Source organism: Streptomyces vastus, assembly GCF_039532825.1.
Taxonomy (GTDB): domain Bacteria; phylum Actinomycetota; class Actinomycetes; order Streptomycetales; family Streptomycetaceae; genus Streptomyces; species Streptomyces vastus.
Window position 1 is genome coordinate 248,196 of the sequence record NZ_BAAASJ010000032.1, and the last position, 18,497, is coordinate 266,692.

An 18,497-nucleotide genomic window follows, 5' to 3' on the forward strand; every position below is an offset into this window, starting at 1 on the left:
GAAATCCCCTGGCGCTGCGTCAACGGGCGAGACAGGATGCGCAGATGACGACCGAACGCCTTGAGCCCGCCCCCACCGCCGACGAGCGCACGATGCTGGAGGGCTGGCTGGACTACCACCGGCTGACCCTCGCGTGGAAGTGCGAAGGCCTCACCGACGCCGAGCTCAGGACCGCCTCCGTAGAACCGTCCGAGCTGACCCTGATGGGGCTGGTGCGGCACATGGCGGAGGTGGAGCGAAGCTGGTTCCGCAGAGTGCTCGCAGCTGAGGACGCCGGCCCGATCTACTTCACCGAGGAGGACCGCGACGGCGACTTCCACCTCTCCGAGACGGACACCTGGGAGGAGGCCTACGCCACCTGGCAGGCCGAGATCGAGAGCGCCCGGGGCAACGCGGCCCGTTTCGGCCTCGACGACATCTCCGAGGGCAAGCACCTGCGGACCGGCCAGCGGTTCAACCTGCGCTGGATCTACACCCACATGATCGAGGAGTACGCCCGCCACAACGGCCACGCCGATATGATCCGTGAGCGCATCGACGGGGCCATCGGCGACTGAGACCCCCGTGCGGGCCGAGGCACCCCCACGAGCCGTTCACCCGGGCGGGGCATCCTCCGCTTCACGGCTCCCCAAGGCGGCCCGGACCCAGCAGAGTTGCGCGGGTGCACCGATCCACGACCACCGCAACGCCCCTGGTCACCGTGGCCGTCTCGGCCGTCTCCGGCTGCCTGACCGTCCAGTACCCGCCCTCCCCCGGCGTACCGGCGCCTGCGAGCCGTCCCTCGTCACAACAGCCCGAGGTCAGGTCCGACCCGCACCTCGTGCAGGCCCCGGCCCAGGAGGCCCTGGAACGCGTCGGCCCGCCCAGCCGCCCTTCCCCGTCGGCGGCAACACCTCGGCCGACAGCACCACCGCCTCCCACGGCCGCCCCGCGCCGGATCCCCACTGACCCGCCGAGGACCACTGAGCCCCAGAGCCGCGAACAGCCTCCTGCGCGGCGCAGCGACCCACACGTCCGGCCCCGGCCGGGCCAGGCGAACCCGGGTGCGTGCGACCTGGGCCGAACGTACGGCGGCTGGCAGCCGGACAGTCCGCAGGCGACCATCTGCAAGGAGACGTACGGGAGTTGAGCCCCGGCCCCCGGGGTCAGCCGGTCAGCCGGTCAGCCAGGTTAGGGATCCGCCAGTCGATCGGAGTGTGGCCCTGCCGGGCGACCGCCTCGTTGATCTGGGTGAACGGGCGCGAGCCGAAGAACTTCTTGGCGGACAGGGGCGAGGGGTGCGCCCCCTTCACCACGACGTGCCGTCCCTCATCGATCAGCGGCAGCTTCTTCTGGGCGTAGTTGCCCCACAGCACGAAGACAGCCGGGTCGGGCCGCGCGGCCACCGCCCGGATCACCGCATCTGTGAACTTCTCCCAGCCCTTGCCCTTGTGCGAGTTGGCCTCGCCGCCACGCACCGTAAGCACCGCGTTGAGCAGCAGGACGCCCTGCTCGGCCCATGGCATCAGAAAGCCGTTGTCCGGGATCGGGGTGCCCAGCTCCTCGTGCATCTCCTTGTAGATGTTGCGCAGCGACGGCGGGACCTTGACACCCGGCCGGACGGAGAAGCACAGGCCATGCCCCTGGCCCTCGCCGTGGTACGGATCCTGGCCGAGGATCAGTACCTTCACCCGCTCGTACGGCGTCGCGTCGAGCGCGGCGAAGACCTCTTCGCGCGGAGGGTGGACGGGACCCTTTCCGCGCTCCTCCTCGACGAACTCGGTGAGCTCCTTGAAGTAGGGCTTCTGCAGCTCTTCGCCCAGGACGCCGCGCCAGGACTCGGGCAGCATGGCGATGTCGGTCACGTGAACTTCCTCCGTTGTGCGCTGACTTCAGGGCCGCAGTGTGCGTACGGCCAGGACGGCCGCGCTGGGCGCGGCCGTCCTCAGAGCACAGAACCTACAGGCGCCCACTGACAATCGGGCCCGAGGCGAAGCGGGCGGAGCTACCAGCTGGTCTTCCAGTACAGCTCCCACATCGCCATCATCGTCGCCGGGTCGATGGAGTTCTCGGCACCGGCGATCTCTTCGTTCGCGGCCACGTACGACTTGCCCTGCCACAGCGGAATCAGCCGCGCGTCGTCGACGAGGATCGCCTGGGCCCTCTCGAACTGGGCGCCCACGGCGCCCCGGTCGCTCTCGCGGCGGGACTCGGGGATCAGTTCCTTCGTGATCTCTGGCGCGTCGTACGGGGTACCGAGCGCGTTCTGCTCGCCCACGAAGGGCGCGATGAAGTTGTCGGCGTCGGGGAAGTCGGGGTTCCAGCCGCGCCCGAAGACCGGGTACTCGCCCTTCTGGTAGCCCGGGGCGTAGGTCTTCCAGGGGCGGCTCTTCAGCTTGACCGTGAACAGGTCGGAGGCCTCCAGCTGCCGCTTCAGCTCCTCGAAGGCCGGCTTCGTCTGCGAGCCGTAGCGGTCGGTCGTGTACCAGAGGGTGATCGGGACGGGCTCGGTGATGCCGTCATCCGCGAGGATCTGCTTGGCCTTGGCGGAGCTGGGTTTGCCGAAGTCGTCGAAGAAGCCCGTGGTGTGGCCGACCAGGCCCTTGGGGATCATGGAGTACAGCGGCTCGACGGTGTCCTTGTAGATGTTGTGGACGAGCGCCGGACGATCGATGACCTGGGCGATCGCCTTGCGGACGGCGGGCCTCTTGGCCCATGGGTCCTTGGGGTTGAACACCAGGTAGCTGATCTCGGTGGTGGGGTTCTCGACGAGTTGGAGCCCCGTGTCGTCGCCGTTCTCCTGGATGTCCACGACGTCGGTGGCGCCGAGACCGCGGTAGATGACGTCGATCTGCTTCTTCTTCAGAGCGCTGACCACCTGGGACGACTCCGAGAAGTAGCGGATGGTGACAGCGTTGTTCTTGAGTTTCGCGATGCCCTTGTAGCTGTCGTTCTTGACGAGCTGGGCTTCCTTGCCGTCCTCGTACGACTCAAGGCGGTACGGCCCCGCGCCGGTGACGCCGCCGTCATCGCGGAGCTTGTCGGCCGGGTACTTCTCGGGATCCACGATCGCCATGGCGGGCGTGGAAAGCACGAAGGGGAACGTCGCGTCGGGCTGGTTCAGACGGAAGACGACCTCGAGGTCGCCCTTCACCTCGACTCGGTCGAGGGTGGTCAGCAGACCGGCGGGGCCACCGTTGACGTTGATCTTCTTGATCCGGTCGATGGAGTGCTTGACGGCTTTCGCGTCCAACGCGTGTCCGTCGGAGAATTTCAGGCCCTCTTGCAGCTTACAGCTGTACACCGAGCTGGAGCTGTCGGTGAACCTGCAGCTCTCGGCGGCGTCGGGCTCGGGCTTGGACGCACCGGCGGGGAAATTCAGCAGGGTCTGGTGGACATTGCGGAACAGTTCCCAGGAGCTGTCCCAAGAGGCCGCCGGATCCAGGGTGCTGGGCTGACTGGTCGTCCCCACGACGATTGGCTTCCCGTCGTCGGAGGAACCCGAGGAGAAGACACCGCATCCGGCGACCAGGGCTATGGACGTGATCGCCCCCATCTGACGCAGATACCTGTCCCGCTTGAACACGCGCACGCTCCTCGATCGGCCATACCACAAGGGTGGCCAGACGATACCGCAGCAACCGACCAGTTGGGGCGCCGCCCTGGCAGCGCCCTTGATCAGCGGCTATGTCCATGCGGTGCGGGAATGGTGTCGTTCCTTCGCACGACCCTCACGCGTGGGCGCCCGGGCGGCTTCAGCCGGGCCGACCGGACGCCCGACGTCACCGTCAGCCGACCCCCGCGTTGAGGAAGATCCCGCCGTCGACGACGAGCGTCTGCCCGGTGATCCAGTCCGACTGCTCCGAGGTGAGGAACGCGGCGGTGCCCCCGATGTCCGACGGCATACCGAGCCGGCCGAGCGGGTAGGCCGCGGCCGCTTCCTCCTCGCGGCCCTCGTACAGAGCCTTGGCGAACTGGGTCTTGACCACGGCCGGGGCGATCGCGTTGACGCGCACCTTGGGCGCGAACTCGTGCGCCAGCTGGACGGTCAGGTTGATCATGGCGGCCTTGCTGATGCCGTACGCGGCGATGAAGGGCGAGGCCGAGACGCCGGCCACGGAGGAGATGTTGACGATCGCACCGCCGTTCTCGCTCTGCCAGGCCTTCCACGTCTGCTGGGCGAAACCGAGCGCCGAGATGACGTTGGTCTCGAACACCTTGCGCGCGACGTTGAGGTCCAGCTCGGCGATTGGCCCGAAGACCGGGTTCGTGCCCGCGTTGTTGACCAGGAAGTCGACGCGGCCGAACGCCTCCATGGTGCGCTCGACGGCAGCGGCCTGGTGGGCCTCGTCGTGGGCCTTGCCCGCGACGCCGATGACCCGGTCGGCGCCGAGCTTCTCCACGGCCTCCTTGAGTGCATCCTCGTTGCGCCCGGTGATGCAGACCCGGTCACCGCGGGCGACCAGCGCCTCGGCGACGCCGTAGCCGATACCGCGGCTCGCGCCGGTGATGAGCGCGACCTTTCCCGAGAGTTCCACAGTGGTCATGTCTCTTTTCCCCGGCCCTAGTTGAGCGGTCCGCCGGCAACGTACAGCACCTGTCCGGAGACGAATCCGGTGTCGTCGCCCGTGAAGAAGGCGATCGCGCCCGCGACGTCGTCCGGCCTGCCGACACGCTGTACGGGGATCTGAGTGGCGGCCGCGGCCTGGAACTCCTCGAAGCCCATGCCGACGCGCTCGGCGGTGGCGGCGGTCATGTCGGTCACGATGAACCCGGGCGCGACGGCGTTCGCGGTGACCCCGAACTTGCCGAGCTCGTGCGCGAGCGTCTTGGTGAAGCCCTGCAGACCGGCCTTGGCGGCGGAGTAGTTGACCTGGCCGCGGTTGCCGAGCGCCGAGGACGAGGAGAGGTTGACGACGCGGCCGAACTTGGCGTCCACCATGTACTTCTGGACGGCCCGCGTCATCAGGAAGGCGCCGCGCAGGTGCACGTTCATGACCGTGTCCCAGTCGGACGCGCTCATCTTGAAGAGGAGGTTGTCGCGGAGCACACCCGCGTTGTTCACGAGGATGGTAGGCGCACCGAGTTCCTCGGCGATCCGCGTCACGGCGGCCTCGACCTGGGCCTCGTCGGAGACGTCGCAGCCGACGGCGATCGCCTTGCCACCGGCGGAGGTGATCTTCTCCACGGTGTCCTTGCACGCGGCCTCGTCGAGGTCGATCACCGCTACGGCGCGCCCCTCGGCGGCCAGGCGTACGGCGGTCGCGGCTCCGATACCGCGCGCGGCACCGGTGACTACGGCGACCCGCTGCTCAGTGGTGGACATTGCTGGTTCTCCTCGCCTTTGAAAAGCCTGCTGCTCGGACGGTACGCCCCTCCGGTGAGCGACCGCTTAGTACCCTCAGCGCAAGTGACGCTAGAAGCCCTGGCACCCGGTGTCAACGGAACACCGCGCACATGTGATCCATCACCTCACCAGCAGGTCGAGAAGCCGCTCGGCCTCGGCCTCGGGATCCGCGGTGAGACCCGTATGCACGGGACCCGGCTGGACGACGGTCGAGCGGGGCGCGATCAGCCAGCGGAAGCGCCGGCCCGCGTCGTCGCGCGCGGCCTGCCCCGCCGCCGCGCCTCCGGCGCAGACGCCCTCGACCGCGCGCAGCGCGGCGCGCACTCCGGGTACGTCCGCCGCCGGGTCGAGCGCCCGCAGCTTGCCCTCGTCGAGATGCGTGCGCGCCGCCACGTACGACTTCGCGCGGCAGTAGACCAGCACACCCGCGTTGAAGCACTCTCCCCGCTCGACGCGCGGCACCACCCGCAGCAGCGCGTACTCGTAGACGTCACGGCCGTCGCGCCCGCTCACTTCTCCCCCACCTCGCCGATCTCGATGCGTTCGTGAATCGTGGCGGCGCGCGCCAGCAGCGGCTCCGCGTACGCGCGCCTGAGAGCGTCAGCCGAGTCGAACCCCGGCTCGTCAGTCAGCCAGGCCTCGGGGATCTCGGCGGTCACCTCGGCGAGCAGCTCGTCGGTGACGAGCGGCGCCAGCTGAGCGGCCGCGGAGGCGATTTCGGGTCCGAAGGGCGCGAGCGCGTGGTCGGAGGCGTCGTACGGCCGGGCCACGGAGGCGGGTGCGCCGGGCCAGTTGTGCTGCCAGATCATCGTGGCACCGTGGTCGATGAGCCACAGTTCACCTTGCCACACGAGCAAATTGGGGTTACGCCATGATCGGTCCACGTTGTTGACCAGCGCGTCGAACCAGACGATCTTCCCGGCTTCTTCGGGGCTCACCCGGTGCGCGAGGGCGTCGAAGCCGATCGCGCGGGAGAGGAAGTCCATCCCGAGGTTCAGCCCACCGCTCGACTTGAGCAACTCCTGTACTTCCTCGTCCGGTTCACCGAGTCCGATGACCGGATCGAGCCCGATCGTGACCAGTCCCGGAACGCGCAGACCCAGACGACGGGCGAGTTCACCGCAGACGACCTCCGCGACGAGGGTCTTCCGCCCTTGCCCGGCACCGGTGAACTTCATGACGTACGTTCCGAGATCATCGGCCTCGACGAGCCCCGGCAGCGAGCCGCCCTCACGCAGAGGCGTGATGTACCGGGTCGCGCTGACTTCCTTGAGCATCGTCCCAGGTTACTTGGATGTTCCCGTTTCACCCTGCCCGAAAGGATCACTGTGACCGCCGAAGACCTGCCCCTCCAACTCGCCCGCACGAAACGCTTCTCCCTCGGCGTCCCCCGTGCCTTCACCGTCTCCCCCGACGGCGACCGCGTGGTCTTCCTGCGCACCGCGAGCGGCCGCTCCACGACCGGCTGCCTGTGGCTGTACGAGGACGGCGAGGAGCGCCTGCTCGCGGACCCGCGCGGGCTCGGCGACGGCGGCGAGGACCCGGAGGCCGAGCGGATCCGCAGGGAGCGGGCACGCGAGACAACCGGCGGGATCGTCTCGTACGCCACCGACGAGGCCGTGCGCCTGATCGTGTTCGCCCTCTCCGGCGACCTCTGGACAGTGCACACGGACAGCGGCGTTCCGCGCCGGATCCCCACGCCGGGCCCGGTCGTCGCCCCGCGCCCCAGCCCCGACGGCACGCGCATCGCGTACGTGAGCGACGGCGCCCTCCGCGTCATACGCACCGACGGGACGGCCGACCGCGCGCTCGCCAGGCCGGAGCACCCGCAGGTGACGTACGGGCTCTCCGACCATGTCTCCGCCGAGTCGCTGGGCCGGACGCGGAGCTTCTGGTGGTCGCCGGACGGGGAGGCGCTGCTGGTCGTACGCGTCGACAACTCCCCTGTCCAGCGCTGGTACATCAGCGACCCGGCGCACCCCACGCACCCGCCGCGCGCTGTCCCGTACCCGGCCGCGGGCACCGCCAACGCGGAGCTGTCGCTGCATGTGGTCGGGCTCGACGGAGGCCGCCTCGAGGTTCAGTTTCCCAAGGAGGCCGACGAGCATCCGGCGGGCGAGTGGACGGACGCGGCCTTCGAGTACGTCGTGGAGGCGGGCTGGGGCGACGGCGGCCCCTTCGCCGTCGTGCAGACCAGGGACCAGCGCTCGGCGTATCTGCTCCGCATCGACGCCTCGACCGGTGCGACCAGGACGCTGCACCATCAACGCGACGCCGCCTGGCTGGAGTTCGTGCCCGGAACTCCGGTCCACACCGCCGCCGGTCCCGTCCTCACCACGCAGGACGGGATCCGCGGACTGTGGATGCCGGCGACCGGAGTGCGTACACCCGAGGACATGTATGTCCATGATCTGCTCGGCGCGCCCGGCGAACGGATCTTCTTCGTGGCCAGTCAGGAGCCGACCGAGTTCCACGTGTGGTCGTACGACCCGGCCGGCGGCTTCGTCCGGCTGACCGACGAGCCGGGCGTGCACAGCGCCGCCGTCGGGGGCGGCACGGTCGTCCTGGACAGCAGGACGCTCGACGGGCAGACGGTGACGGTGCTGCGGGACGGCAAGCCTGCCGGGCGGATCCGGGTGCTGTCCGAGCGGCCCGTGACCGAGCCGCGGCCCCGTTTCCTGACGCTCGGCGAGCGGGAACTGCGAGCGGCGCTCTACCTCCCGGAATCGTACGAACCTGAGTCGTACGGACCGGGGGCGCGGCATCTGCCCGTGATCGTGCACTCGTACTCCGGGCCCGGCCTGCAGACCGTCGTGAAGGCGGCAGCCTGGCACCACGCGGTGAACCAGTGGTTCGCCGACCAGGGCTTCGCCGTGCTGTCCGTCGACGGGCGGGGTACGCCAGGGCGTGACCGGGCGTGGGAAACGGCCATCCACGGCGACCAGTTGACGCCCGTGGTCGAGGACCAGGCGGACGCGGTGCGCGCGGCTGCGGACCTCTTTCCGGAGCTGGACACGAGCCGCGTGGCGATCCGCGGCTGGTCCTTCGGCGGCTACCTCGCGGCGGGTGCCGTACTGCACCGGCCCGATGTCTTCCACGCGGCCGTCGCGGGCGCGGCCCCGACCGATCTGCGCCTGTACGACACGCACTGGAAGGAGCGCTTCCTCGGCCACCCGGACGTCCAGCCCGAGAACTACGAGCGCTGCTCCCTGGTGGCGCACGCGCACAAGCTGACGCGTCCCCTGATGCTCGTCCACGGAATGGCCGACGACAACGTGGCGCCCGCGCACCTCCTGCGCTTCTCGGCGGCACTGCTTGCGGCGGGCCGTCCGCACACGGTGCTGCCACTGCCCGGTTCGACCCATTTGGTCACACAGGAAGGCGTGATAGATACGCTGCTCCGGCTTGATCTCGATTTCATCAACAACTCAAGCGCCTTGTGAACGACCCTCGTGACGTGCGCGTACACCTTGATGTGGATCAGCGCACTCCGCGTTGGTCCGCAGCGCATCTGTACATCTGTGGAAGGGACCGCCACATGTCCAGCGAATCGCTTCAGTCTGCCCAACCTGCCCCTGCAGTCTGCCGTCGCACGATCCTTGCGGCACTCGGCTCGGCCGGTGCCGCCGCCGCGCTGACCGCGTGCGGAGGCTCCGGCGACAGCTCGTCCGGCTCATCGGGCGCATCCGAATCATCCAGTTCCGCCGGCTCGGGCGGCGGCGAGGCGCTGGCCAAGACCAGCGAGATCCCGGAAGGTGGCGGCAAGGTGTTCGCCGACCAGAAGGTGGTCGTCACCCAGCCGACGGCCGGCGAGTTCAAGGCCTTCTCGACGACATGCCCGCACCAGAAACAGCAGGTCAACGCCGTGGACAACGGCCTGATCACCTGCCCCGCTCATGGCAGCCAGTTCAGCGTCACGGACGGCGGCGTCAAGAAGGGGCCCGCGACCAGTGGGCTGACCGAGGAGAAAGTCATGGTCGACGGCGACTCGATCATGCTCATGTGATCCTGCGCGGACGCTTGAAACAGGCCAGCACCTCGTCCGTGGTGGTGATGGCGGCCACCAGGGCGAGCGTGTTGCGGACCATCGCGGTGGTGTAGTCGGAGGGCACCCCCGCGATGGCGTCCCTCGGCACGACGGCGGTGTAACCACGGTTGACGGCGTCGAACACGGCGTTGGGTATGGCCACGTTGGCCGAGACGCCGGTCACGATCAGTGCGCGGCAGCCCAGGTTGCGCAGCAGCGGGTCGACGTCGGTGCCCGCGATCGGCGACAGCCCGTGCAGCCTGCGTACGACGAGATCCTCGTCCGCGACCTCGATGGGCGCCGCGACGCCCACTGCCGTAGTCCCAGACAACTGCTGCACCGGCAACCGCTCCGCGGCCCGGAACAACCGGGCATTGTGATTGGCACCACGCCCGTCCGGCCGACGCTCGGCAATCGCATGGACCACCTGCACCCCACTCTCGTGCGCCCCCGCGACCAGCTGCGCGATCCGGGCCAGAACACCCGACGCACGCGCCTCCTCGGCAAGTTCGGGCAGCGCGCTCTCCGGCCCGACGACACCGTTCTGGCACTCGACGGTCAGCAGAACAGTGGTCGCTGGGTCGAGGAGTTCGCTGAGCTCTTCGTACGACGGCATGGCTCCCCCTGTCGCGGAAGACGGCTGGCGCTGCGGTGGCGGGCGAGCGTAGCGACCATTGCGTGAGGGCGGAAGACGCCGCATGATTTCCTGACGCTCAGTCAGAAAAGAGGGGACCCACATGACCACCACGCAACGCCGGGGCCGAAAGATCATGATGACCCCCGAAGAACTGGACGAGTTCCTGACCACCCAACGCACCTGCCGAGTGGCAACCGTCTCGGCAGACGGAGCCCCCCACCTCAGCGCCCTCTGGTTCGCCTGGGACGGCACCTCCCTCTGGCTGTACTCGATCACCCGAAGCAAACGCTGGTCGGACCTGCGGAGGGACCCCCGCATCGCGGTGGTCGTAGACGCGGGCGACGAGTACGGGGAGCTGCGGGGCGTGGAGCTGTCGGGCACCGTCGAGTTCGTAGGCGAGGCACCGCGCACGGGCGAGCCGTGCCCCGAACTAGGCGCCGTGGAGCGCTTGTTCGCGCAGAAGAACTTCGGCCTGAGCGAGATGCCCCACGACGGCAGACACGCATGGCTCCGCCTGACCCCGGAGTCGATCAAGTCATGGGACTTCCGCAAGCTGGCCGCACTTTGACGACAGGGGGTTCCGGTAGTGCCCCGCAAGGGGCGCGGGGAACTGCGCGACAAGCCACAACGAGCCCGCACCCAAACAGAGCCCGCTAGCGGGGGCCTGGGGGCGCAGCCCCCAGTTCCGGGAAGGGGCTGGCTTGGGGAAGAAAACCCCTACGAACCCCCAGCGGAGCGCAACGCCTCAACCGCCGCCCGAACAGACGGCCGCCGATCCCCATCGGCACGCCACACCGCATACACATGCCGGGTGACACGCTGACGAACCGGCACCGTACGCACACCATCCGGCACCGCCCCCCGCCCGAGCCGCGGCGCAACACACACACCAAGCCCCGCAGCAACCAGCGCAAGCTGCGTGTGGTGCTCCTCCGCCCGATGCGCGACAACAGGCTCAATCCCCTTGGCGCGAAGCGTGAAGAACAGCCACTCATGGCAGAACTCCCCCTCGGGCCAGGCGATCCACTCGTCGTCGGCGAACTCCTCCAGACCCACCTCGTCCCGTCCGGCAAGCGGATGCCCGGCAGGCATCGCCACATCGGCGGCATCGTCAAGAAGCGAGGCCTTGACCAGCCCCTCCGGCACAGGCAACGGCTTGTTGTACCAGTCGAGCACGACCGCCATGTCGACATCGCCCCGCACCACCGCGAAAACGCCTTCTTGGGGCTCCAACTCCCGCGACCGAACCCGCAGTCCAGGATGCTCGGCCCGCAGCGAGGCGAGCGCCGCGGGAAACAGCCCGCGCGCGGCCGTCGGGAACGCGCAAAGCCGCAGCTCCCCCACCACCTGCCCCCGCTGCGCCTCCAGATCGGACTGCGCGAGCTCGACCTGGGACAGAATCCGCGCGGCATGATCGGCGAGCAACCGCCCCGCGTCGGTGAGCCGCACCCCCCGCCCGTTCTTGGCGACGAGCTGCTGCCCCACCTCCCGCTCCAGCTTGGCCATCTGCTGGGACACGGCCGAGGTGGTGACATGCAGCCCTTCGGCCGCACGACTGACCGAGCCATGCCGCGCAAGGGCGTCAAGGGTACGCAGGCGCTCCAGGTTCAACACCTAAGCGATGCTACGAGGTATCACGAAAAAAGTCTCGCTTGTACTACGAGATAACCCAGTCCATCGTGGTCGACATGACCGCCGCCACCCCAAGCCGCCCGCACCCCCGAACCCGCACTCCCGCCGGCACCCAATACCCCACCCACCCAAGCCCCTCAGCTCCACCCAACACCACCGCACCGAAGCCCCGCCGCCCCCTCGACTGGCGCGTCCGCTTCGGCATCCTCTCCCTCATCTGGGGCTTCAGCTTCCTGCTGATCAAGGTCGGCACGGAAGGGTACGCCCCCTTCCAAGTGACCCTCGGACGGCTGGCGTTCGGCACCCTGGTGCTCGCGACCGCGCTGGCCTGAAAGCGAGAGCGGCTGCCGCGCGGGACGCGTACCTGGGCGCATCTGGCAGTCGTGGCGTTCTTCCTCAACGCACTCCCCTTCTCCCTGTTCGCGTACGCCGAGCTGACGATCCCGTCCACGCTCGCGGGGATATGCAATGCGACCTCGCCCCTGTGGGGCATGGCCCTGTCGCTGGTCGCCCTCTCCGAGGACCGGCCCACCCGCCACCGGGTCGCCGGTCTCGGCATCGGCTTCCTCGGCGTACTCACGGTGCTCGGTGCCTGGCAGGGCTTCCACGGTCTCGACGCCACGGGCACGGCGCTGGCCCTGCTGGCCTCGCTCAGCTACCCGATCGGCTGGATCTACCTCCGGCGCGCGCTGGCCGGCTCCAGCTACTCCAACCTCTCACTGACCGGCGCCCAATTACTGCTGGCGACAGCCCAGTTGGCCGTGGTCACGCCGCTGTTCACCACCTTGCCGAACCGGTTCGCGGTCCTGCCCCTGCTCGCGATCGTCGCACTGGGCGCGCTGGGCACGGGCGTCGCCATGCTGGTCCAGTACGGCCTGGTCGCCGAGGTCGGCCCGACGACGGCCCAGATGGTCACGTACTTCATCCCGGTCATCGCCACGGCCGCGGGCGTCGCGATCCTCGGCGAGTCGCTGACCTGGTCGACACCGGTGGGCGCGGCCATCGTGCTGGCGGGCGCGGCGCTCACGCAGTCCGGATCAAGTCGCAAGCGTAGGGGGTGAGTTCAGACGTAACGCCGTGCGGGCGCCGGGTCGATGGCGGAGGCGACCGCGTCCGCCAACGGCCCGATGTCGTGCGCGGCGAGCGTCGAGACGGTGATCCGCAGGCCGGGCGGCGAGCTCACCCGGAAGCCGGCGCCCGGCGCGACGGCCCAGCCGGAGTGCAGCAGCCGTGCGACGGGCCCGGTCTCGTCCGGCACGGGCACCCACACGTTCATCCCGCTGCGCCCGTACGCCTCGATGCCGCGCTCCGCGAGCGCGGCGATCAGCGCGTCCCGCCGACGCCCGTACGCCGCCGCCACCTCCCGTACGTCCACCGCACCGCTCACCCACAGCCGCACGACGGCCCGTTGCAGCAGATGGCTCACCCACCCCGGACCCAGCCGCTGCCGCCCCTGGACGCGGTCGGCGGTGACGGGATCACCGGTGAACACGGCGAGCCGCAGGTCAGGACCGCATGCCTTGGCGGCCGAGCGCACGAAGGCCCAGTGGTGGGTGACTCCGGCCAGCGGGTGCAGGGGCAGGTCGACGATGCGATGGCCGTGGTCGTCCTCGATGAGCAGGGTCTGAGGGTGCTCCGCGATCACAGAACGCAGGGCACGCGCGCGCGTGGCGCTCACGGCGGCACCGGTCGGGTTCTGCGCGCGGTCGGTGACGATCAGCGCACGGGCACCCGAGCGCAGCGCGCCCCGTACGTCGTCGGGCAGCGGCCCTTCGTCGTCGACACCGACCGGGAGCGTACGCAGCCCGAGCGCCGGGGCCAGGTCGAGGACGCTGCGCCAGCCGGGATCCTCGACGGCGACCGCGTCCCCGGGCCTGAGGTGGGCGGCCAGCACGCGCTCGATGGCGTCGAGCGCTCCGGAGGTGACGGTGACGGGCCCGTCCGGTACCCCGTCAGCGTCCAGGTCCGCACGCGCTAGCCGCGCCAACTCCGGGTCCACGGCGGCCTCTCCGTAGAGCACCGGCTCGCGGTCCGCGTGCGCCGCTGCCGCCGCGAACGCCTCGGTGAGTGCGGGCAGGAGGGCGGGGTCCGGGTTTCCGTCGGACAGGTTCCGCACCCCGGGCGGGACCTCCAGGCGGGAGAGCTCACGAGCTGTCGTGGCCGGCTTGGGGCGTACGCGGCTGCCGCGCCGGCCCGCGGTCTCGATGACCCCACGTTCCCGCAGCGTGCGATACGCGGCCGCGACGGTATTGGGATTCACACCAAGATCGGCCGCCAACTCCCTCATGGGCGGGAGCAGTTGACCGGGCTCAAGTCCTCCCGCGCCCACCGCGCGCTCGACGCTGGCCGCAATCTCGGCTGCGCGCCTTCCCTCGATCCGATACTCTTCTAGCACAAAGTACATTATGCACTAGTGCAATACATTCAAGCAAGCGCGCACGCCGAGCGCACGAAACGACCGAGCACACGGAACAACACGGAGAGCTGGAGACCCCGATGACGCAGACGGCCCCGCGGCCCGCCGCCTACACCCCGACCGACCGCACCGTCCCCGCCCGATCCCGCGAGCGTGCCGCGTACGACCACGAGACGGTGCACTCGATACTCGACGAGGGGTACGTCTGCCATCTGGGCTTCGTCCGCGACGGAGCGCCGGTCGTACTGCCCACGCTGTACGGCCGGATCGGTGAGCGGCTCTATGTGCACGGCTCGACAGGTTCGCGTCCGCTGCGGATGGCGGGCCAGGCCGAGCCGGGGCTCCCGGTCTGCCTCACCGTCACGCACGTCGACGGTCTGGTGCTGGCCCGCTCGGCCTTCCACCACTCGCTCAACTACCGCTCCGTGGTGGTGCACGGCATCGCCCACCAGGTGACGGACCCCGACGAGAAGCGCGAAGCCCTCGACGCCCTCGTGGACCAGGTGGTCCCGGGCCGCTCGCAGGACTCCCGGCCCGCCAACGGAAAGGAGCTGGCCGCCACCGCCGTACTCCGTCTCGACCTGGGGGAGGTCTCCGCCAAGCTCCGTACGGGCGGCCCCAATGACGAGCCCGAGGACCTGGGCCTGCCGCACTGGACGGGAGTGGTGCCGCTCCACAAGGGATACGGCACCCCCGTCCCGGCCGACGACCTGGCCACCAGCGTCGAACTGCCCGACTACCTGACGACGCTCTGAGGCTCCTCCTCGGGCGTCTCGGGCGCCTCCCGCATACGCTCCGCGCCGTCTCGCGCCTCCGCGACCGCGAGCCCCGCGACCGAGCCGAGCATCAGCAACGTACCCACGAGCGTCGCCGCGGTGAGCCGCTCGCCGAGCAGCCCCACGGCCAGTGCCGCCGCGCTCACCGGCTCCAGGAGCATGATCACGGACACGGTGGCCGACCGGACGACGGCGGCCCCCGCGAAGTACAGGGCGTACGCGAGGGCGGTCGGGATGGCGGCGACATACGCCAACAGGGCTACAACCAGGGCGAGTTCGGCGGTGTGCGGCACCAGTCCCTCGGTCAGGCCGAAGGGCAGCAGGCACAGCGTCGTGACGGCGAACGCGCCCACGGTGGCGGAGGACGCGTCGGCCCCGCCGTCACGCCCCCACCACCGGGTCAGCAACGTCATCACGGAGTACCCGGCGGCGGACACGAGCGCGAGCGCCACACCCCAGGGCCGCACCGTCGCACCCTCGCCGCCCAGCACCAGCACCGCGAGCCCGGCGAGCGCCCCGACGACGGCGGCGCTCCCGCCCCGCCCGAGCCGCTCCCCCATGGTCAGCCGCGCCCCGAGCGCGATGAGCACGGGACCGGCGCCGAGGGTGACGACGGTGGCCACGGCGAGTCCGGTCGCCTCGACGGCGGCGAAGTACGCGGTCTGGAAGATGGCGAGACCGAGACCGGTGATCCCGATCCGCAGCAGGGTCGTACGAGGACGAAGGCGCGGCCGTGCGGTGCGACGCGCCCGGGGCCGCAGGAGCCGGGCGGCGAGGAGCAGGAGGAGTCCTCCTGCGCAGCGCCAGAACGACAGGGCGATGGGGCCCATGTCGCTCGCCCGGTAGACGAGCGAGGCGGCCGCGCCCGCGGTGCCCCAGGCGGCGCCGGCGACGGTCAGATAGAGGAGGCCTCGCCCGATGGGCAGGCCGGAAGCAGCATTCGACACGTGTTCTCTCCGCAGATACGCAGTTCGGAAAGGACCACGTCACGCGCAGAGCACAGCGGCGCGTGGAAGGTCCTCGGACTTCGTCTGCGGGCAGCACCGTTCCGCCCGACCGGCGGTCGGGCGTGGATTCCGGAGGGCCCGCCTCAGGCGGCGGGGGGAGGAAGAACGAGTGCGTCCGAATGCATGATCGGCATGCCTAGGCGGCGCTGCCCCGCGCCGACAACTCCTTATCGGTGTCGCCCCCGCCACTGGCCACCGGCCCCTCCGAGCCCTTGGCGGGCGTCGACGACTGCGCGATGAACGCGCCGAGCAGCACCACCGCGCCGCCCACGAGCTGCGGCGCGGAGAGGTGTTCGCCGAGCAGGATCCAGGCGAGGACGGTCGCGATGACCGCTTCGAGGCAGGCCACGACGCCCGCGACCTGCGGGGAGAGCCGGCGCACGGCCAGCACGCCGGTGACGTACGCGAGGACGGTGGCGATGAGCACGATCCAGACCAGCAGGTACCCGGCGGCGACCGTCGTGCCGTTCATGTTCGCGCCGCCGCCGAGGATCGACCAGTCCATGCCCCAGGGGCGTGCGACGAGCGTCAGCACGATCGCGCCGACGAGCAGGCCGTACGCGATGACGCCGAGCGGGTCCGGGGCCTGGTCGCCCGCGTCGCCGGCCTGGTCGGACAGGACGAAGTAGCCGACCTGGCAGCAGGCGGCGCCGAGCGCGAGCAGCAGTCCGAGGAGGTCGAAGCTCAGCCCCGACCACACCTCGACGACACAGGCGAGCCCGCCGACGGCGAGTACGACTCCGAGGGCGGCGGCACGGGTCACCGGCCGCCGCTGCACGAACCGCACCCAGCCGAGAACCAGTGCCGGCGCGAGGTACTCGACGAGCAGCGCGACCCCGACGGGGATCCGGGAGATCGCCGCGAAGTAGCAGGCCTGGACACCGGCCACGGCCAGCAGCCCGAACCCGGCGAGCAGCGCGGGGCGCTCGCGCAGCAGCCCCCGGTGGCGTACGGCGAGCGGCAGCATCACCACGGCGGCGCCCGCGACGCGCAGCCACACCACGTGGAGCGGGTCGAGGCCCGCGTCGATCAAGGGTTTGGCCGCGACACCGGATCCCCCGAACGCGACCGCAGACACCAGCGCGAGGCTCAGGCCGACGCCTCTTTGCCGGGTGCCGTGACTGCTCTCAGATGCACGCATCGGCACATGATGGCAGGCGACGACAGGAGCGTCATCCCCAATGACACCTGTCTCGACGGCTGGACGGTCACAACTACGCACGACTACGCACGAGTGCGGACGTACCCCTGGAAACCGCCGCAGCACAACTGGGGAGCGTCAGCCGTGACAGCTCAGGCTCGCGGCCGCTCAGGCTTCGACGCCGGGCTCCACCGCGGCGTCAAGACGGGCCCGTAGCGTCGCCACGTCGACTCCAGCCCGCTCCAGCACCTCCACGGCCCGGGACTCGGGATCCGCGACGATCGCCGCGAGCAGGTCGATCCCGTCCGCCGGTTCGCCGCCTCGCCGCGCGGCGAGCGCGCACGCGTACTCCATGGCGCCGGCCGCCACCGGGGACCAGCCGTCCTCGCGTACGGTCGGCACGGCACCGGAGTCCTCCACGCCGCTCTGCCAGCGCAGGCCGTAGCCGATGCTGCGCTGTACGAGATAGCCGAGCAGCCGCGCGATCCGAGGCCCGTCGTCGACGACCGCACGCACCTCCGGGTCGGACTCGAGGAGCGTATGCAGCAGATGAGCCGTGTCGATCTGCCTGTCCCCGTCCCGCAGTGCCCTTCTGCGGGCACCGGCGACCACCGCCGCCAGCTCCTCACTGAGCCCGGCCTCGATGTCCATACGGTTCAGGCCACGATCGGCGGCCTGCTGCCGGGGGATACGCGGTTGCACACCCCTTACCCCATCAGTCTCTTCGAGCCGGGTCATCCCCGGCGGGAAGCATCTTCGCGTCCGACACAAGTTGGGCAGGCGTAGGCGGATTCTCCTCCTTGCGGATGACATCACGCCCTTGTCCCCGACGGAGCGTGCGCCGCCTTGCCTCGCGCCGCACGTGCGACCACCCTGCCCCGGCGCACATCCACGGAGATCCCCAACTTCCTGACGGTTCATCAGTATTGAATGTTGCAGGCCCTGCGGCTACGTTCCGCGACACCGTAGCTGCGCCCGGCGCAGCGCCTGACACGAAGGGGTGGTCGCATGGCCGAAGTCAGCGCGGAAGCACGGATCGAGGCGCCGGCCGAGAAGGTCTGGGCGCAGCTCACGGACTTCTCCTCCTACGGGGAGTGGAACTCCACGCACACCAGCTTCCCCAAGGGCGGCCCGCAGACCCTCGAAGTCGGCGGCACCTTCGAGGAGCACATGAAGCTGATGGGTTTCCCCGCTGAAGTCGACTGGACCATCGAGCAGTTGGAGCCCGCCCGCACGCTGGCGATCCGCGGCAAGGGACCGATGTCCGTGACCGTCGCGACGCGCTACACGCTCACACCGGAGGGCGAGGCCGCCACCCAGGTCCGTATCGACGGGGAGTTCACGGGCGCCGCCGTTTCACTGATGGCGGGCAAGCTCAAGGACTCGGCAACAGCGGCCCTCAACGAATCGCTGCGCAAACTGGGCGGGTTGGTCACCTAGTACTACAGCCGGTGGTTTCACGGTGAGTGAGCTTGTGCGGCTCGGGTGCGGTAGTGGCTGGCTCGGGCCCGGATCTGGTGGCGGGTGCGCCAGCG

Annotated in this window: 18 protein-coding genes and 1 pseudogene; 7 read left to right on the forward strand and 12 right to left on the reverse strand. The window is 70.0% G+C overall.

The features are described 5' to 3' along the window. Positions 1–44 precede the first annotated feature (44 nt). Complete coding sequence (locus tag ABD357_RS16365; RefSeq protein ID WP_344390833.1) at positions 45–557, forward strand: DinB family protein; 513 nt, start codon at positions 45–47, stop codon at positions 555–557. 588 nt (positions 558–1,145) lie between these two features. On the opposite strand, the gene ABD357_RS16370 is transcribed toward ABD357_RS16365, so the two are convergent. The 6 genes from ABD357_RS16370 to ABD357_RS16395 all read right to left on the reverse strand — a co-directional run bounded on the left by ABD357_RS16370 (position 1,146) and on the right by ABD357_RS16395 (position 6,603). Then, complete coding sequence (locus tag ABD357_RS16370; RefSeq protein WP_344390834.1) at positions 1,146–1,844, reverse strand: uracil-DNA glycosylase; 699 nt, start codon at positions 1,842–1,844, stop codon at positions 1,146–1,148. A gap of 140 nt (positions 1,845–1,984) precedes the next feature. Continuing rightward, positions 1,985–3,565, reverse strand: coding sequence for an ABC transporter substrate-binding protein (locus ABD357_RS16375; RefSeq protein ID WP_344390835.1), 1,581 nt, complete (start codon positions 3,563–3,565; stop codon positions 1,985–1,987). A gap of 202 nt (positions 3,566–3,767) precedes the next feature. Beyond that, entirely contained in the window at positions 3,768–4,526 is a 759-nt protein-coding gene (locus ABD357_RS16380; protein WP_344390836.1) for an SDR family oxidoreductase, read from the reverse strand. Between the two features lie 17 nt (positions 4,527–4,543). Then, a complete protein-coding gene (gene fabG / locus ABD357_RS16385; RefSeq protein WP_344390837.1) occupies positions 4,544–5,305 on the reverse strand; it encodes a 3-oxoacyl-ACP reductase FabG in 762 nt (253 codons plus the stop codon). 141 nt (positions 5,306–5,446) lie between these two features. Beyond that, positions 5,447–5,839, reverse strand: coding sequence for a DUF3037 domain-containing protein (locus ABD357_RS16390; protein WP_344390839.1), 393 nt, complete (start codon positions 5,837–5,839; stop codon positions 5,447–5,449). Next, positions 5,836–6,603, reverse strand: coding sequence for a HipA family kinase (locus ABD357_RS16395; protein WP_344390841.1), 768 nt, complete (start codon positions 6,601–6,603; stop codon positions 5,836–5,838). The genes ABD357_RS16390 and ABD357_RS16395 overlap by 4 nt, the downstream gene beginning before the upstream one ends. A gap of 51 nt (positions 6,604–6,654) precedes the next feature. Between ABD357_RS16395 and ABD357_RS16400 the strand changes: the two genes are divergently transcribed. Both ABD357_RS16400 and ABD357_RS16405 read left to right on the forward strand, forming a co-directional pair. Beyond that, positions 6,655–8,769 (forward strand): prolyl oligopeptidase family serine peptidase, encoded by a 2,115-nt coding sequence (locus ABD357_RS16400; protein ID WP_344390842.1) that lies wholly within the window; start codon positions 6,655–6,657, stop codon positions 8,767–8,769. 95 nt (positions 8,770–8,864) lie between these two features. After that, entirely contained in the window at positions 8,865–9,332 is a 468-nt protein-coding gene (locus ABD357_RS16405) for a Rieske (2Fe-2S) protein (protein WP_344390843.1), read from the forward strand. Here the strand turns inward: ABD357_RS16405 and ABD357_RS16410 are convergent. Next, positions 9,325–9,969, reverse strand: a complete 645-nt coding sequence (locus ABD357_RS16410) for an isochorismatase family protein (RefSeq protein ID WP_344390845.1) — start codon at positions 9,967–9,969, stop codon at positions 9,325–9,327. The two genes, ABD357_RS16405 and ABD357_RS16410, sit on opposite strands and share 8 nt — an antisense overlap. Positions 9,970–10,090: 121 nt before the next feature. Here ABD357_RS16410 and ABD357_RS16415 point away from each other — a divergent pair, with 121 nt between their 5' ends. Continuing rightward, on the forward strand, positions 10,091–10,558 hold the full coding sequence (locus ABD357_RS16415; RefSeq protein ID WP_344390846.1) for a pyridoxamine 5'-phosphate oxidase family protein: 468 nt from the start codon (positions 10,091–10,093) through the stop codon (positions 10,556–10,558). Positions 10,559–10,707: 149 nt separating this feature from the next. Here ABD357_RS16415 and ABD357_RS16420 read toward each other — a convergent pair whose 3' ends face one another. Further along, entirely contained in the window at positions 10,708–11,604 is an 897-nt protein-coding gene (locus ABD357_RS16420; RefSeq protein WP_344390847.1) for a LysR family transcriptional regulator, read from the reverse strand. A gap of 74 nt (positions 11,605–11,678) precedes the next feature. On the opposite strand from ABD357_RS16420, the pseudogene ABD357_RS16425 reads away from it, so the two are divergent. After that, positions 11,679–12,683: pseudogene (locus ABD357_RS16425) on the forward strand (DMT family transporter). Positions 12,684–12,685: 2 nt separating this feature from the next. Here the strand turns inward: ABD357_RS16425 and ABD357_RS16430 are convergent. Next, entirely contained in the window at positions 12,686–14,017 is a 1,332-nt protein-coding gene (locus ABD357_RS16430; RefSeq protein WP_344390848.1) for an aminotransferase class I/II-fold pyridoxal phosphate-dependent enzyme, read from the reverse strand. 101 nt (positions 14,018–14,118) lie between these two features. Between ABD357_RS16430 and ABD357_RS16435 the strand changes: the two genes are divergently transcribed. Continuing rightward, the gene (locus tag ABD357_RS16435; RefSeq protein WP_344390849.1) at positions 14,119–14,793 is read left to right on the forward strand and encodes a pyridoxamine 5'-phosphate oxidase family protein; all 675 of its coding nucleotides are present in this window, start codon (positions 14,119–14,121) and stop codon (positions 14,791–14,793) included. On the opposite strand, the gene ABD357_RS16440 is transcribed toward ABD357_RS16435, so the two are convergent. From ABD357_RS16440 to ABD357_RS16450, 3 genes are all read right to left on the reverse strand, one after another. Continuing rightward, on the reverse strand, positions 14,775–15,761 hold the full coding sequence (locus tag ABD357_RS16440; protein WP_344390850.1) for a DMT family transporter: 987 nt from the start codon (positions 15,759–15,761) through the stop codon (positions 14,775–14,777). The genes ABD357_RS16435 and ABD357_RS16440 overlap by 19 nt on opposite strands. A gap of 196 nt (positions 15,762–15,957) precedes the next feature. Beyond that, positions 15,958–16,962: an EamA family transporter gene (locus ABD357_RS16445; protein ID WP_425584890.1), complete on the reverse strand. Its 1,005-nt coding sequence runs from the start codon at positions 16,960–16,962 to the stop codon at positions 15,958–15,960. Positions 16,963–17,130: 168 nt separating this feature from the next. Continuing rightward, positions 17,131–17,664 (reverse strand): Clp protease N-terminal domain-containing protein, encoded by a 534-nt coding sequence (locus ABD357_RS16450; RefSeq protein WP_344390852.1) that lies wholly within the window; start codon positions 17,662–17,664, stop codon positions 17,131–17,133. Positions 17,665–17,970: 306 nt separating this feature from the next. Here ABD357_RS16450 and ABD357_RS16455 point away from each other — a divergent pair, with 306 nt between their 5' ends. Further along, positions 17,971–18,402, forward strand: coding sequence for a type II toxin-antitoxin system Rv0910 family toxin (locus tag ABD357_RS16455; protein ID WP_344390854.1), 432 nt, complete (start codon positions 17,971–17,973; stop codon positions 18,400–18,402). Positions 18,403–18,497: the final 95 nt, after the last annotated feature.